Source organism: Alcanivorax sp. 24, from assembly GCF_004360225.1.
Classification (GTDB): Bacteria; Pseudomonadota; Gammaproteobacteria; order Pseudomonadales; family Alcanivoracaceae; genus Alloalcanivorax; species Alloalcanivorax xiamenensis.
The window spans coordinates 35,545-50,635 of record NZ_SNUA01000009.1 but is presented as its reverse complement, the minus strand read 5'-3'; the positions used below and the strand labels follow the sequence as shown (position 1 = coordinate 50,635).

At 64.2% G+C, this 15,091-nt stretch carries 14 protein-coding genes; 3 read left to right on the top strand and 11 right to left on the bottom strand.

The features are described from left to right. The 9 genes from E0L37_RS13225 to E0L37_RS13185 all read right to left on the bottom strand — a co-directional run bounded on the left by E0L37_RS13225 (position 1) and on the right by E0L37_RS13185 (position 7,205). Positions 1-1,116 (bottom strand): PQQ-dependent sugar dehydrogenase, encoded by a 1,116-nt coding sequence (locus E0L37_RS13225; protein ID WP_133492196.1) that lies wholly within the window; start codon positions 1,114-1,116, stop codon positions 1-3. Positions 1,117-1,363: 247 nt separating this feature from the next. After that, entirely contained in the window at positions 1,364-2,023 is a 660-nt protein-coding gene (locus E0L37_RS13220) for a glutathione S-transferase family protein (RefSeq protein WP_133492195.1), read from the bottom strand. Positions 2,024-2,045: 22 nt separating this feature from the next. Beyond that, positions 2,046-2,837: a glucose 1-dehydrogenase gene (locus E0L37_RS13215; RefSeq protein ID WP_133492194.1), complete on the bottom strand. Its 792-nt coding sequence runs from the start codon at positions 2,835-2,837 to the stop codon at positions 2,046-2,048. A 388-nt stretch (positions 2,838-3,225) separates the two neighbouring features. Beyond that, positions 3,226-3,642: a PaaI family thioesterase gene (locus E0L37_RS13210; RefSeq protein WP_133492193.1), complete on the bottom strand. Its 417-nt coding sequence runs from the start codon at positions 3,640-3,642 to the stop codon at positions 3,226-3,228. Then, positions 3,639-4,076 (bottom strand): PaaI family thioesterase, encoded by a 438-nt coding sequence (locus E0L37_RS13205; protein WP_133492192.1) that lies wholly within the window; start codon positions 4,074-4,076, stop codon positions 3,639-3,641. Before E0L37_RS13205 ends, E0L37_RS13210 begins: the two co-directional genes overlap by 4 nt. A gap of 259 nt (positions 4,077-4,335) precedes the next feature. After that, positions 4,336-4,914: a TetR/AcrR family transcriptional regulator gene (locus E0L37_RS13200; RefSeq protein WP_133492191.1), complete on the bottom strand. Its 579-nt coding sequence runs from the start codon at positions 4,912-4,914 to the stop codon at positions 4,336-4,338. Positions 4,915-4,981: 67 nt separating this feature from the next. Next, a complete protein-coding gene (locus E0L37_RS13195; RefSeq protein WP_133492190.1) occupies positions 4,982-5,317 on the bottom strand; it encodes a DUF3325 domain-containing protein in 336 nt (111 codons plus the stop codon). Then, the gene (locus E0L37_RS13190; protein ID WP_133492189.1) at positions 5,314-6,921 is read right to left on the bottom strand and encodes a PepSY domain-containing protein; all 1,608 of its coding nucleotides are present in this window, start codon (positions 6,919-6,921) and stop codon (positions 5,314-5,316) included. The genes E0L37_RS13195 and E0L37_RS13190 overlap by 4 nt, the downstream gene beginning before the upstream one ends. Next, positions 6,918-7,205: a DUF3649 domain-containing protein gene (locus tag E0L37_RS13185; protein ID WP_097058085.1), complete on the bottom strand. Its 288-nt coding sequence runs from the start codon at positions 7,203-7,205 to the stop codon at positions 6,918-6,920. The genes E0L37_RS13190 and E0L37_RS13185 overlap by 4 nt, the downstream gene beginning before the upstream one ends. Before the next feature lie 216 nt (positions 7,206-7,421). On the opposite strand from E0L37_RS13185, the gene E0L37_RS13180 reads away from it, so the two are divergent. The 3 genes from E0L37_RS13180 to E0L37_RS13170 all read left to right on the top strand — a co-directional run bounded on the left by E0L37_RS13180 (position 7,422) and on the right by E0L37_RS13170 (position 11,302). Beyond that, entirely contained in the window at positions 7,422-7,940 is a 519-nt protein-coding gene (locus E0L37_RS13180) for a sigma-70 family RNA polymerase sigma factor (protein ID WP_097058086.1), read from the top strand. Further along, positions 7,937-8,938, top strand: a complete 1,002-nt coding sequence (locus E0L37_RS13175) for a DUF4880 domain-containing protein (RefSeq protein ID WP_133492188.1) — start codon at positions 7,937-7,939, stop codon at positions 8,936-8,938. The genes E0L37_RS13180 and E0L37_RS13175 overlap by 4 nt, the downstream gene beginning before the upstream one ends. 120 nt (positions 8,939-9,058) lie before the next feature. Then, positions 9,059-11,302 carry a TonB-dependent receptor gene (locus E0L37_RS13170; protein ID WP_133492187.1) on the top strand — a complete coding sequence of 748 codons (2,244 nt, stop codon included), beginning with the start codon at positions 9,059-9,061 and terminating at the stop codon, positions 11,300-11,302. A gap of 118 nt (positions 11,303-11,420) precedes the next feature. Here the strand turns inward: E0L37_RS13170 and E0L37_RS13165 are convergent, their stop codons facing one another. Together E0L37_RS13165 and E0L37_RS13160 are read right to left on the bottom strand one after the other, a co-directional pair. Then, positions 11,421-13,826 (bottom strand): membrane-bound PQQ-dependent dehydrogenase, glucose/quinate/shikimate family, encoded by a 2,406-nt coding sequence (locus E0L37_RS13165; RefSeq protein WP_205655618.1) that lies wholly within the window; start codon positions 13,824-13,826, stop codon positions 11,421-11,423. A 10-nt stretch (positions 13,827-13,836) separates the two neighbouring features. Then, the gene (locus tag E0L37_RS13160) at positions 13,837-15,090 is read right to left on the bottom strand and encodes a lytic murein transglycosylase (protein ID WP_133492186.1); all 1,254 of its coding nucleotides are present in this window, start codon (positions 15,088-15,090) and stop codon (positions 13,837-13,839) included. Position 15,091: the final 1 nt, after the last annotated feature.

Here is a 15,091-nt window from a genome sequence, read left to right as displayed (position 1 = left end):
TCAATCCGGCTCCACCCGCAGCAGTTGCCCGTCATTGCTGTCGGTGAGCAAATACAGGTAACCCTCCGGGCCCTGGCGCACATCGCGGATACGTTGCTCGCGCTGCCGCAGATAACGCAGTTCCTGCTTCGGTGTCTCACCCTTGAATCGCACCCGGTTCAGATGCGTCAGTTTAAGCGCGCCGGATAACGCATCGCCCCGCCATTGCGGATACCGATCGCCCCCGACGAATGCGAAACCGGAGGGGGCAATGGAGGGCACCCAATAATGCAGTGGTTGGGCCAGGCCTTCCTGGTGGGTCTCGCCGATGGCGGGGCCGTAATATTCGCGGCCGTAGGTGATTTCCGGCCAGCCGTAGTTCACCCCCGGTTTCACCGCGTTGATTTCATCGCCGCCGCGCGGGCCATGCTCGTTGAGCCAGGGCTGGCGGGTGTCGGGGTGTAACGCCAGGCCCTGGGGGTTTCGATGCCCCCAACTCCAGATTTCCGCGCGGCCGTTGCCGCCGTTGGCGAACGGATTACCGCTGGCGGCGGCGCCATCCTGATCCAGACGCAACACACTGCCCGCGTGATCGCCGGTGTCCTGGGCCCGCTGCCGTTGTCCCCGGTCACCGATGGTGAGAAACAGATGGCCGTCGTCATCGAACAACAGCCGCCCGCCAAAATGCTGGCCGGTATCACTGCAGGCGTCGGCCACCAACACATCGCGGAAGCGGTGTAGTTCGCCGTCACGATATTCACCGTGGCCCACGGCGGTGGTGGCGCCGCCGTCACAGGCTTTGGCGTAGCTCAGATACAGCCGCCGGTTATCCTCGAAGCGGGGGTGAGGCAGCACATCGAACAGGCCGCCCTGGCCCCGGGCCGCCACGGCGGGAACACCGGGAACCGGTTCTTCCACCAGTACACCATCATGGAAACGGCGCAGGGTACCGCCCCTTTCGGTAATCAGAACCTCGCCTCCGGGCAGAAAGGCCAGGGCCCAGGGGTGCTCAAGCCCTTCAGAGAGAACGGTGACGGTGAGTGGTGGCCCGTTTTCCGGGGTAATGGGGGAGGTGGCGTCGGCGCAGCCGCTCAACAGAGCAACGAGGGGAAGCGCCAGGCAAGAGCGGAGCAGCATGACGGAGAGTCCTGGCTGAAAGGCCCGGTCAGCTTAGCGGGATGGAGGGCGGCAAAACAGTGCCGGTGTCGCGGTCCTTTCTTTTATGAAGCGGGCCGATGCTGTTACAGACCATTCGCGGCCAAGGCCGCTTCCCACATCGGCTTCGCGGTGCCTTCCGTGGGAAGCGGCCTCGGCCGCGAATACAGCGTGAATGCATATCTCCAATACCAATGGACGGACCGCGATGGCGGTTACAATTCAGTGCTTACTTGCCGCCGCGCACGTGGGCCATGAATTCGGCCATGCCGGCCTTGCGTTCCTCGTCCACCTGGCGTGCGCTGTCTCTTTGGTTGAGTTGATCAAGCAGCGCCTTGCTGCCGGGGATCTCCGTCAGCAGGTCCAGATCAAACAGCTTGCCGGCGATACCGGCGGCCAGATCCAGACTGTAGAGCAGGACGGCGTCGGCGGCGGTAAGTTGGGCGCCGGCCACGAACGGATCGAACTTCGCCACCCGCTTCAGGGCGGCGGCGCCTTTTATCAGCGCGTCCCGGGTCTGTTGCTTGGTTTCATCGCTGACCTTGCCGCCGAAGAAGACCTCCGGGTAGCAGCGGCGCGCCGGCAGTTCGATATACAGCTCGATCAGTTTGGCCAGTTCCTTGACCTGGGCGCGCTGAAACGGATCGGCGGGGTACAGCGCCGGGCCCTCGCCGGTTTCATCGATGTATTCCAGGATCACGTTGGTTTCAGCGAGAAACCCCTGGCCGGTTTCCAGCACTGGCACCTTGCCCATGGGGCTGATGTCCAGAAAGGAGGCTTCCTGGGACGGGTAGTCGTTGACCTGCTCGAAGGCCATGCCTTTTTCCAGCAGCGCGAACTTCACCATGTTGACGTAGTTGCTGGCACTGAAGCCATGCAGTTTGAGCATTGTTGTTCTCCTGAACAGTCCGTTATAAAGCGGTCAGGCCGCCGTCCACCGACAGTTGATGACCGGTGACGAAAGAGGACGCGTCCGACAGCAGCCACTGTACCGCCTGCGCCACTTCCGTTGCTTCACCGACACGGCCCATGGGATGCAGGGCCGCGTGCAGGCGCCGTTGCTGTTCGGCGTCGATGCCGTCGTCGCGCTCCACCTGAGAGATGGCACGCTCCATCATGGCGGTACGGATGATGCCTGGACAGACCGCGTTGACGCGAATGTTCTGACGGGCGTATTCCGCCGCCACGCTCTTGGTCAATCCCACCACCGCATGTTTGCTGGCGGCGTAGGCGGCGCGCTTGGGAGCGCCCACCAGGCCGGCGATGGAAGCGGTATTGACGATGCTGCCACCGTCACCCTGTTTGGCCATGGCGGCGATCTGGTATTTCATGCACAGCCACACGCCTTTGACATTGATATCGATGATGCGGTCGAACAGGCTCTCTTCCACGGCCACGATCTTGGCGTTTTCTTCCTCCACGCCGGCGTTGTTGAAAGCGCCATCCAGACGTTCATAGGCCTCCAGCGTGGCCTGCACCAGGGCGGACACCTGATCCGCGAGGGTGACATCCACGGCCATGGCCCGGGCGGTGCCGCCGGCTTCGCGGATGGCGGCGGCGGTGGACTCCACCGCGTGGGCGTCGATATCGGACAGCATCAACCGTACTCCCGCCGCGCCCAGGCTTTCCGCCGTGACCCGGCCGATACCGCCGCCGGCACCGGTGATTAGAATGACCTTGCCGGCCAGTTGTTCATCCCGCATCTGTCGTGTCTCCGTTGGGGTTCGCTCTCTACTGTATCGGATTCCGGTGGAAAACCGGCATGTCGAAAGCGGCACTTAGAGCCTGTTTAAGGTCTCCACGTCGCCGCGCCGGAGTTCATTTTGTCGTCAGGTCGTGATTTCGATTGTGCGGTGTAGTCATTCTACATAAACAAGCGTAATCGCGGTCTGGCGGCACTCTCCACCTAAAGAAAGTGGACCCGGCCCTTCGGGTTGCGCTGGAAAAGCCGCCAGAGGACGCTGTGGCCTTTGACTTTGGACCCACCAGAGCCTTCAGTCCCCAACGCCCTCTGGCGGCTTTTCCAGCGGCAACGCGGCGACGTGGAGACCTTAAACAGGCTCTAGGACGGCGACAGGCGACCTGAGGGGGTCAGGACGGGATGGGCACCATCAGGGCCTCGCCGACCGCGAAGGGCGCTCCGCCGGTGTCGGCCAGGTCGCCCAGCTCGGCATTCACGAACACCTGCCGCCGGCCGGCCTTGAGCACCCGGGCGCGTACCACGAAAGTCTCCGCCACCGCCGGTCTCAGGCAACGCACGGAAAATTGTGAGGCGGTGACATTGCCGGCTTGTGACGCGGCGGCGAAGCCGCAGGCGGTATCGATCAGGCCGCCAATCAGAGCGGCATGCAGAAAACCGCTGTATTGGGCGAATTCGTCGCGCCATCTCAAATGCAGCTCCGCCTCGCCGGATTCAATCCGGTGTACCTCGAGATTGAGCCAGTTGTTGAAAGGGGCCTGGCGGGAAAGGGTGCGGATGCGTTCCAGTATCTCGGAGGTGTCGCTCATGACGGGGTCTCCGGTGACGGGCGTGGAGCCAGGGCTTTGAAAACCGCCGTGGCGCGGGCGCACAGAGCGTCGTCCGCCCATACCTGGGCGGCGGCGAAGTTCAGGGAACGGCCGGTCCGGGTGGCCTCGGCGCGGATTTCCACCCATTGGCCGAGGCGGGCGCTGCCCAGAAAATCCAGCGTCATACTCACCGTGACGAGGCCGGAAATGCCGCCCAGCCGATCCGCGCAGCTCAGTCCCATGGCGTTGTCCGCCAGCGCCGAGATCAGGCCGCCATGGACAAAACCGCGGCTGTTGGCGTGGGGCTGGCCGGCGCGGATGGCGAGGCTGAGCCCGTGATCATGATGACGGATGAAAATCGGCTCCCAGGGCGCGGTGAGCCCGCTGGCGCGGCGGTGCCGTTGGTAACCGGCGGGGACGGCGAGGTCGGACATGACGGGTCTCCCATTAGTTTTAATTAGACTAGTCTATATAATTTCAAGGCAACGACAAGCCGAAATGAAAGAGAAGGCTGATAAAGGGGCGGCGCGCATGGCGGCCTGCCAATGTCTTCTTTGGGTGCTACGAAGCCACTGTGGGAAGCTTGCTTGCAAGCGAATGAGGCTTGCTCAGGCGTTTACGGTATTCGCTTGCAAGCAAGCTTCCCACAGTGGCTTCGTAGCTATCCCGGGGGATGATATCCAGGTTCCGGTGTCAGGGACGCAGGGCGTTGATCTGGTCGGCCAGACTGGCGCAGGCGTCGGCGATGGCCTGGCCGTGGCATTCCACCCGGACCTGGATCAGGGCGCCTTCCAGGGCGGAGAGAATCAGGGACGCCAGCGGGCGGGCCCGGTCGGCCGGGATACCGTCGTCGATCAGCAGCGTCTCCCATTCCCGGCGCCAGTTCTGTATCGCCTCGCGCCCGGCGTCGGTGATGAGACGGGAACCGGGAGTGGTTTCCAGCAAGGTAGTGGCCAGCGGACAGCCGTCGGCGAAACCGGATCGCGCCATCCAGCCGGTCAGCAGCTCGCCATAGGCGCGCAGGGCGTCGGCGCTGTTGCCGTACTGGTGGCGCAGGTCTCGCAGCGTTTCCAGTACCCGCTCCCCGGCGTGGCGCACGGCGGCTTCGCCAAGCTGCTCCTTGCCGTTGGGAAAGTAATGGTAAAACGAGCCTTTGGGGGCACCGGTGGCGGCCAGGATGTCGTTGATGCCGGTGCTGGCGTAACCCTGCTTGCGGAACAGGGCTACGGCGCTGTGGATCAGGCGGTCGCGGTGCTTGGGGCGGGCTGCCATGGTCTGTGTCCGTCAGCGAAGGATCTAGACCAGTCTATACAGAGGGCAATGGGCTGTCATCGGGCCATCAACCCAGGCCGGCCACCGCCAGACCACCGGCGACCAACGGCAGCGCCCAGGCCAGATGGCGTGCCAGCGTCGGCTGGTAGGGCAGCAGAAAGATCAGCGGCAACCCGACCAGAGTCACCAGAACCGGCACCATGGATAAGGCCAGCCCCAACGGCCACAGCATCAGGCAGGCCGCCGTGGTGGCCAGGAGCAGCAGCCAGCCAATGGTCTTGAACAGCCGCAGCCGTGCCTCGGTGGGTTTGCGCCCAAGCAGTTCCTGATGGTGACGCTTCATACCCAGGGCAAGACAGGTGAGACCGGTGTAGCCGAGAGCGAGAGCCAGCAGGACCGTCATGCATTGCCCTCCGCCAGAGCCGGTTCACGGGCGCGCGCCGGTTTCCGTTTGTCCGGTTTGGGTTTTGCCACCCGCCAAAGCGCGTATCCCCACAGGGCGCCGAGCAGCAGGCAGATCAGATCGAAGCCGGCCAGGGCACCCAGGCGCCAGGCGGCGGCGCTGAACAAGTGGCTGTCGGTGGTGACCATGTCCAGAAACGGCAGGGCCAGCCACAGCACGGTGATGACCGCCAGTTGTTCGATCCAGCCGCGCCGATGCGGGCGCAGCAGGCCATGCACCAGACTCGTCAGCCAGACCAGGAAAAACACCCGGATCTCCCAGGAGGAACGCTCAGCCAGGGTCGCCGGCAGCACTCTGTTAGCGGCGAAGTAAGCGCCGATGGCGGCTAGCAGGCCGGTGATCGACGCCATGTTGAGGCCGTTCACCAGTTTCAGTGCGGCGCCCGGCTGTTGCCGGCGCAGTTGCTGGGTGCGTTTCGACACCCAGAGCAGCATGCCGGTGGCCACCATGGCCGAGCCGGCCAGCCCGGAGAAGAAGAACAACAGCCGCACCAGCGGGTCGGCGAAACGCACCAGGTGCAGATTGGTCATGACATTGTAGACCTTGCCCATCAGCGGCGTCGGCGCCTCCCGTGGTTCGATGGTTTCCAGCAGGTCGCCACTTGAGCCCTGGAAGACCTGGGTGGGGGAGCCGCCGCGACGGCGCCCGCTAATGGCCACGTCCTGCTCCACGCTGATGCGAATCCGCGCGTTTTCGCGGTTGGGATGCTGCACTTCGATACGGCTCACCGGGCGTTCGAAGCGGGCGGCGGTGGCCGCGGCCAGCGGTCCGATGGCGACCATGTCCGCCGGTTCGCCGGCTGGTCCGGGCGCCTCCGTGGAACGCGGAAACGCCTCGTCGAAGAAAGCGCGGCGGTCGCCATCGTAGGCGGCGTCGATGCCCCACGGCATCAACATCACCATGAACAGCAGCAGCCCGGAATAGGTGATCATGAAGTGAAACGGCAGCGCCAGAACGGCGCTGGCGTTGTGGGCGTCGAGCCAGGATCGCTGTCCCTTGCCGGGGCGGAAGGTGAAGAAATCCTTGAAGATCTTCTTGTGGGTGATCACCCCGCTGATGATCGCCACCAGCATGAACATGGTGGCGACGCAGATCAGCCAACGCGCCCACAAACGCGGCACGCCGTACAGCTCGAAGTGGAAGCGGTAGAGGAAATGGCCGCCACGGGTTTCCCGTGGCGTGAGCACCTCGCCACTGCCCGCGTCCATCCACGCCTGCTCACCACGGTTACGGCCTCCGCCCTGACGCGGCTGCTCCTCTCCGGCGGGCTGCCATCGCAGTTGTACCGCCGGATTGCGGGCATCCGGCAGGGATATATCCCAGGAGCGGGCCTCAGGGGCGATCCGCCCCAGTGTTTGCCAGGCCAGATCCATGGTGTCATCGGAGGCGGTGGACTGATGCAGTTCCGGCTCCATCCACAGGGAAATCTCCTCGCGGTAGTAGGCGCTGGTGCCGGTCACGAACACGGCCACCAACAGCCACCCCAGCAATAGCCCGCTCCAGGTATGCAGCCAGGCCATGGACTGCCGCAGGGAGCCGTTCATGATGCCGGCCCCAGTAGCCAGACCAGAGCACCGCACAGCAGGGTGGGGATGGCGATGCCGGCCCAGGCGCGGGCGGTGGTGGCGCAGGCGAAGGCCCAGATCACCGCCACGCTGTAGATGAGAAACGACAGCACCGAGGCGGTGATCACCGCGTCCATGCGGGACATCGGCAACCCCACACTGAGGGCGGCGGTGGCGGTGGCGCTCAGTGCGTATCCCCCCAGCACCGCGGCGATTGCACGCGACGCCACCGACAGCCGGGTGGCGTTCTTTAATTGTGACATGGTGTTTCTCTAGTCGGATCGGCGGAGAGTGGTGCCATTATGGGCAGTGAATGATAATTGTTGCTATCGGCAAATCAATATCGAAAATGTGTAAGAAATGTGCAGGGCAGGGCTTGCCCCTGTGAGAATCGATCCCTAGACTTCATTTCTTATTGATAATTATTACTAACCGCTATTCGTTTTTATTTGCTGCCATGTCCGGACGATAGCCCGCTGATGATGACGAACGCCACGCAAACCGACATCGGTTCGCTGTACCGCGATCATGCCCATTGGTTACTGGGCTGGCTGCGCCGGCGCCTGGGCGGAGACGGCGCTGATGCCGCCGATCTGGTCCAGGACACTTATGTCCGGTTGATGGTCTCCGGCCGCTTTCCGGCGCCGGAGCAGTCCCGGGCATTCCTGGCCCGCATCGCCAAGGGGCTGATGGTCGATATGCACCGCCGGCGCCGGTTGGAGCTTGCCTACCGGGAAGCCCTGGCGGCACTGCCGGAAGACAGCGCGCCTTCCGCTGAGCAGCGTGCGCTGACCCTGGAGACTCTGGCCCGTATTGACCAGGCGCTGGACGAACTGCCCTCCAAGGTGCGCGAGGCCTTCCTGTGTTCCCGTTTCGAGGGTTTGACCTATAGCCGTATCGCCGAGCGTTTGGGTGTGTCCCATGGATCGGTTCGCAAGTACATGCTGCGGGCCGCCCAGTCCTGTCTGTTGGCGCTGAGCGAATTCGAACCGGTATGAGTGACGCTTTGCCCGGCCCTCTGCGCCAGTACGCCGACCGTCATGGTCTGGACAGCGCCAGCCTGCAAGCCGCTCTGGACTGGCAGGTGCTGTTCTGGTCCGGGGAACAGCAAGCCGCCGACCGGGAGCGTTGGCGCCGCTGGCTCAACGCCGACGCGGAGCATCGCCAGGCCTGGGACGCGGTGGCGCGGATGGCGGGCACACTGGGTACTCTGAGTCCGCAAGTGGCGCGGCGCACCCTGGAGCGGCCATCGTCGGTGGGCCGGCGCCGGGCGCTCGGCGCCCTGGCGGCGGTGGGGGTGGGATCGATGCTGATGCTTGCCGGAGCGCGTGGCGGGTTCTGGCAAAAAGCGATGGCGGATTATCGCTGTGCCCGTGGCGAACAGCAGCGGTTCCGGTTGGAAGATGGCTCGTCGTTGATACTGAACACCGCCAGTGCCGTGTCGGTGGACTTCGGCCAAGACCGCCGCCGAATCTCCCTGGCGCCGGAAAGTGAAGTCGCCCTGGATACGCGATCCTCCACCCTGAAGAAGGCCGGCCCATTATCGCTGGCCCTGCCGGCGGCATTGTTGAATGTGCAAGGCGCCTGGCTGACCGCGCGTGACCTGGGGCATGGGGCCGGCACGGTGGGTGTGCTGGCCGGCGGGGCGCAACTGGTTACCGCCTATCCCCGCCAGGCCGCCGTCACCCTGAATGCCGGCCAGCAGGTTCATTTTGACCCGGACGGGCTGTCGGTAACGCCATTGTCCAGGCAGCGGGCGCTGGCCTGGACCCGCGGCGTATTGCAGGCGGACCGTTGGCGGCTGGCGGATTTTCTCGATGAGCTGAGCCGTTATCGCGACGGCCTGCTCTATTGCGACGACGAGGTGGCGGACCTGATCGTGTCCGGTGCCTATCCGCTCAAGGATACCGACTATGTGTTGGAATCCCTGGCCCGGGCGCTGCCGGTGGCGATTCATTACCGCACCCCCTGGCTGGTGCGCGTGGCGGCGGTCTAGCGTTTTGGTTTCCCCCAATGGGGTGCAAGAATCGGGATCCGAAAAAAATCCAATTAGGGGTAGCACTTTTCCGGCGCCCGTTCGGGATAACAGGTAATACACCCTGTTAAGGATCGGAACATGATGTGTTTTTCCCGTTTTCGGCATCTGCCATTGACGTTGTCGTTGTGTGGCGTGATGGCCGGGGCCGCCGTGGTCAGCGGGCCGGCGGTGGCCCAGGAGAGTGCCGGCACCCGCCTCTACCAGGTGGCTGCCGGGCCGTTGGACGGTGCCCTGGCTGAATTCGCTGGTGCCGCCGGTCTGACTCTGGTGATTGATGGCCGTCTTACCGAGGGCAAGCGCAGCGCCGGATTGAGCGGCGAATACTCACCGCTGGAAGGGTTGGGCGTGCTGCTGGCCGGTTCCGGGCTGGAGGCGGTGGCCCAGGGTAACGGCAGCTACCGTCTGCGCGCGCGCCCGGTGCGGTCCGGCTCTCCTCATACTCTGGAAAAAGTCACTGTCACGTCCGCCTCGGCGTCCGGGCAGGCGGTGGATGTGACCAATGCCCCGGCCAGCATTTCCGTGATTACCCGCGAGGAGTTGGAAGGCAAGGCGTATCGCGACATTACCGAGGCGCTGCAGGCGGTACCCGGTGTGTACGTGGACGACGGCCCGTCCGGCAAGGGCGGCACCGAGGAAATTTCCATCCGTGGCATGGATTCCAAGTACACCCTGATTCTGGTGGACGGCAAACCGCAGGGATCCGGGCAGGGTTATTACAACGGTTTTGGCGCCGGTGCCGAGTACGGCTGGTTGCCGCCGGTGTCCGCCATCGAGCGGATCGAAGTGATTCGCGGGCCCATGTCCTCGCTGTACGGTTCCGACGCCTTGGGGGGCGTCATCAACGTCATCACCAAAAAAACGCCGGACCAGTGGAGCGGTTCGGTGACGCTGGACCGGGTCATGCAGGAAAGCCACGATGCCGGCGATTACCATCAGAACCGCTACTATCTGAGCGGGCCGCTGGTTCCGGACCGGTTATCGTTCACCGTGTTCGGTTCCCGCTATGTGCGTGACGAAGACGATATCCCCAGCGGCTACCGCGATCTGGACCGTGACAACACCACGGCGCGGCTGGGCTGGACCCCGAGCGAGCGCCAGTCCCTGCAACTGGAAGCAGGGTATGCCACCCAGGATATCGTTGGCACCGCGGCGCGCACCGGCAGCGACAGCGAATTGGAAACGGTGCGGCGCCATCAGGCGCTGTCCCACGATCTCACCTGGGGCAACGGCTTCACCACCAAGAGCTATGTGCAGCATGAGGAAATGCTGAACCGTACTCAGAGCGCGTTGTACGAGCGCACCACCGCCAACACTTCCACGGTGCTGCCGTTCGACAGCCATGTGATGACGGTGGGGGCTCAGTATCGGTTGCAGAAAACCGAGAACCCGGCGCGCGCCATCAACAAAGCGAATCTGGAACGTTGGGATGCGGCGTTGTTCGCCGAGGACCAGTGGTTCATTAGCGACCCGCTGTCTCTCACCGGCGGCCTGCGTTGGGTCAAGGACGAGAACTACGGCAGCGAAGTGGTGCCACGGGCCTATGCGGTCCATGCGCTGTCGCCGGCCTTCACTCTGAAAGGCGGCGTCAGCGCCGGCTATCGCACGCCGGATCTTAAACAGGGTGATTCCAACTGGGTGGAAGGCGGCGGTGGCCCGTCCACCGACGGTGGCGACATCGGCAATTCCGATCTGAAACCGGAAAAAAGTGTCACCTATGAGCTGGCGGGGTTGTGGCAGGGCCGTAACGGCATCGAAACCAGCGTCACCGGGTTTCACACCGACTACAAGGACAAAATCGAGAAACCGTTGATCTGTGATCGCGTCAGCGGAACCGACACCGACTGTATTTATCAGGGCTACGACTACGAAAAACTGTATCAGTACACCAACGTGGACGAGGCCAGGGTACGGGGAGTGGAAGTGACGTTCGGTTTTCCGATACGTCACGATATGCGCGTGCACACCAACTACACCTTCACCGACAGCGAGCAGCTTTCCGGTGACAACAAGGGCAACCCACTCAATGATCAGCCCCGTCATCGTGCCAACGTCGCCTTCGACTGGCAGGCCACCGACAAAGCCCGGATCTGGTCCAAAGCCCGCTTCAAGGGGCGTGCCGAACAAGTGGCCGGACGTGGTGGCCTGACCGAGCGCTACCCGAGCTACACGCTGGTGGACACGGGTATGCAGTATCAGCTGTCCGAACTGGTGAGCGTGTACGGCGGTGTCTATAACTTGTTCGACAAGGAAGTGGACAACGATACCTATGGCCGGGTACTGGACGGCCGTCGTTATAACGCCGGCATCACCGTGCGGTTCTGAGGCCCGCCCAAGCGAGTGCCCTTCTCACTGCGGCTTCGTGCCCCCTCCGTGGGAAGCTGGCTTGCCAGCGATCCGGGCTGTCCCACAACCGTGGGACGGCCCTGGGGAAAGCGGCGGCTCAGCGTACCGGATCGGTTTCTTTCTCCTCCGCTTCGTCATCCAGCACATAGGCGATTACCGCGTCAGGGCTTCGGCCCTTGGAGCCGACCGCGCTGTGGCCGCCGGCCACCACCAGCAGGATCTGCCGGCCGGTGTCGTCCAGATAGGTCATCGGTGTGGCGTGACCGCCGATGGGCAGGCGGTCTTCCCATAGCGTGCGCCCACTGGTGAGGTCGTAGGCGCGCACGTGGTTATCCAGGCCGCCGCTCATGAACGCCACGCCGCCGGCGGTAATGATCGGCCCGCCGATATCCGGCACACCGATGGTCACCGGCAACGGAATCGGTGACGGATAGCCGATGGTGCCATTACGGTGGCGCCACACCACTTCACCGGTCCGCAAATCAGCCCCGGCCACGTAACCCCAGGGCGGTTGTTGACAAGGCAGGCCCAGTGGTGACAGGAACGGTTTCATCTTCACCGCGTAGGGGGCGCCATAGTTTTCGTTGGCGCCGGGCCCCCGGGAGGAGACATGGCGGCTATGGTCGTCTTTTCTGGGTACCAGAGTGGAGACGTAGGCGAGGTAGGAGGGGGAGGTGAACGCCACCTGGCGGACCGGATCCACCGCCAGGGCGCCCCAATTGAACACACCGAAGTTTCCCGGGTAGATCAGGCTTCCTTGTTCCGAAGGCGGCGTATAACGGCCCTGATACTGAAGCTGGCGGAAGCGGATGCGGCAAAGCAATTGGTCCACCGGAGTGGCGCCCCACATGTCCCGCTCACGCAGTGGCGGCGGGTTGAAGTTGAGTGCCGAGCTGGGCTGGCTGGTGGCCACGGTCTGGTAACCGAGACTGGCCGGCGCCGGCTGTTCGCGTACCGGCAGCACCGGATCGCCGGTGCGGCGGTCCAGCACATAGATGTCGCCCTGCTTGGTGGGTTGCACCAGCACGGGGACACGGCCTTGGGGCGTATCCAGGTCCAGCAGACTCGGTTGCGCCGGCACATCCATGTCCCAGAGATCGTGACGCACGGTCTGGGACACCCAGCGCACCTTGCCGGTGGCCAGGTCCAACGCCACCACCGAGGAGCTGAAACGCTCGGCGTCGGGGTCGCGCTGTTCCCCCCATTGATCCGGCGTGTGGTTGCCCATGGGCAGATAGACCATGCCCAGGGTTTCGTCGACGCTGGCCACCGACCAGCTGTTGGGACTGCTGGCGCTGTAGGTTTCGCCGTCCGGCAGCGGTTCGGTCCGTTCCGGGCTGCCGGGGTCCCAGTTCCAGACCAGGTCGCCGTCGTCCACATCGTAGGCGCGGATGACGCCGGAAGGCTGGGAAACGGAAACGTTGTCACTGATCAGACCGCCGATGATCACCAGTTGGTCGGTGACCACCGGCGGCGAGGACGGATAGTAAAGCGGCGGTTGCGGATTGGGCATCCCGGCCCACAGATCCACTTCGCCATTGCCGCCAAACCGGGCGCACCGTTCTCCGCTGTCCGCGTCGAGCGCGATGAGCCGGGCGTCGGCGGTGGGCAGGAACAGCCGCCGTTCACAATGCAGATCTTCCGGGTCGATCAGGCTGTCCCGTTCGCTGCCGGTGGCGGCGAGCATTTCCTCCGGTTGCGGGTTGGTACGTTCCACCGTGGCCAGAGGGGGCTGGCGATGGCCGGGAAAATAGGCCACGCCCCGGCAAATCTGACGCCGGCGATTCAACTCGGGCTCGATGTCGGGATCGAGGCGCCAGCGCTCCACGCCGGTGGTGGCGTCCAGTGCGATCAGTTCATGGCGTGGCGTGCACAGGTACAGCGTATCGTTCACTTTCAGCGGCGTGGCCTCGAAAGTGGTGGCGTTGGTGTCGCCGGTATGGAACACCCAGGCCCGGCGTAGCCGTGTCACGTTATCCGGTGTGATTCGTGTCAGTGGTGAATAGCGCTGGCCGAAGGCGGTTCGTCCATAAGCATGCCAGTCCCCGTCGGGCACTTGCTCGGAATGACCGGCGCCGGGATTGACCGGGCCGGGCAGTGCCCCGCTCAGGTCATGGGGATCCTGGTAGTAGCCGGCAACCGCCACCGCCGTGCTCAGCAATACCGCCAGCAGCAAAGGCATGCGTCCGCCCCGGATCGGGCCCGCCACGCCGGGAATCACCAACAGCAAACCCAGCAGTACCAGCAGGGCGCCGCGTGGCGCCAGGGCCCACCAGTCCAGTCCAACCTCCCACAGGCTCCAACTCAGGGTGCCAACCAGCAGCAGGGCGTACAGGCTCAACGCGCTGCGCCGTTTCATTATCAGCAGCAGCGCGCAAAGCACCAGCACCGCGCCAGCCACCAGGTAATAGGGGCTGCCGTTCAGGGACACCAGCCAGCCGCCACCGGCGGCCATGGCCAGACCCAGCACGAGCATAAGCAGGGCGATAACCACACGAATCACGGTACAGCTCCTATTCCCGCGGCATCCGCCGCTGTGGTGGCGATCCGCCTGATTCGGCTGCCGCTTCCTCCTGGAGAATACCCAATGCCTTGAGGCTGGCTTCGTCCGGGAAGCCATCGGCAGGCAGTCCCTGTCGTTGTTGGAAGCGGCCGAGCGCGGCGCGGGTGCCCGGACCGAGCAGGCCGTCTTCGGAACCGGCCTGGAAGCCGTCGGCGTTCAAACGCGCCTGCAGTGCCTTGACCTGGTCCCGGTGCAGGCGAGGTGCTGGTACCGGCGCCCGGCTGAGTTTTCCCGCGCCATTGATTCGGTCCGCCAGACGGCCCACGGCCAGGGCATAGGCCTCGGAACGGTTCCAGCCCATGATCACGCGGAAGTTCTCGTACACCAGAAAGGCGGGACCATTGGCACCGGAAGGCAGTAACAATGAAGCGTTCATCGGCGCGTCCGGCAGCGGCTGGCCATTGGGAAGACGCACATTGCGTTCACGCCAGTAGCTCAGCGGCCAGGATTCACCCAGGCCGGCCGAGCTGTAGTCGAAGGTTTCCGGTAACGAGACTTCGCGGCCCCAGCGCTCGCCGGCCCGCCAGCCCAGAGCGTTGAGGAAATTAGCGGCGGAGGAGAGCGCGTCCGGCAGGCTGTGCCAGAGATCCCGACGGCCGTCGCCGTCGCCGTCAACGGCGTAGCGGAGGAACGTCGACGGCATGAACTGGACATGGCCCATGGCGCCGGCCCAGGAGCCTTCCATTTGCGGCACTGTAATGGCGCCTTCCTCGACAATGCGCAGGGCGTTCATCAACTCGGCGGTGAAGAAGGCGCCGCGGCGGCCTTCACAGGCCAGCGTGGCGAGCGCGTCGAGAACCGGAGTGTTGCCGTAAAAGCCGCCGTAGTTGGTTTCCAGGCCCCAGAACGACAGCAGGTAAGCGGCGGGGACGCCATACTCCGCTTCCACCTTGGCCAACAGATCGGCGTGCTGGCGGCGTAGCTCCCGGCCCTGTTTTATCCGCTGCGTGGTGACCCGGCGCCCATAGTAGTCGGCGAAACTGCTGGTGAATTCCGGCTGTTTGCGGTCCAGTTCGACCACCCGGGTCTGCAGGGTCAGGGCGGGGATCCGCTGGTGGGCCAGTTCCGGATCAATACCGTCCTCCATGGCTTTTTGTTCCAGTTCACCCAGACACGCCTGGAAATCCTCCTGTTCCAAGGCATGGGCACCGGCAACGAGACCGAACAACAAAGCCGGTATGGTGAATAAAAAGGGGCGGGGCATA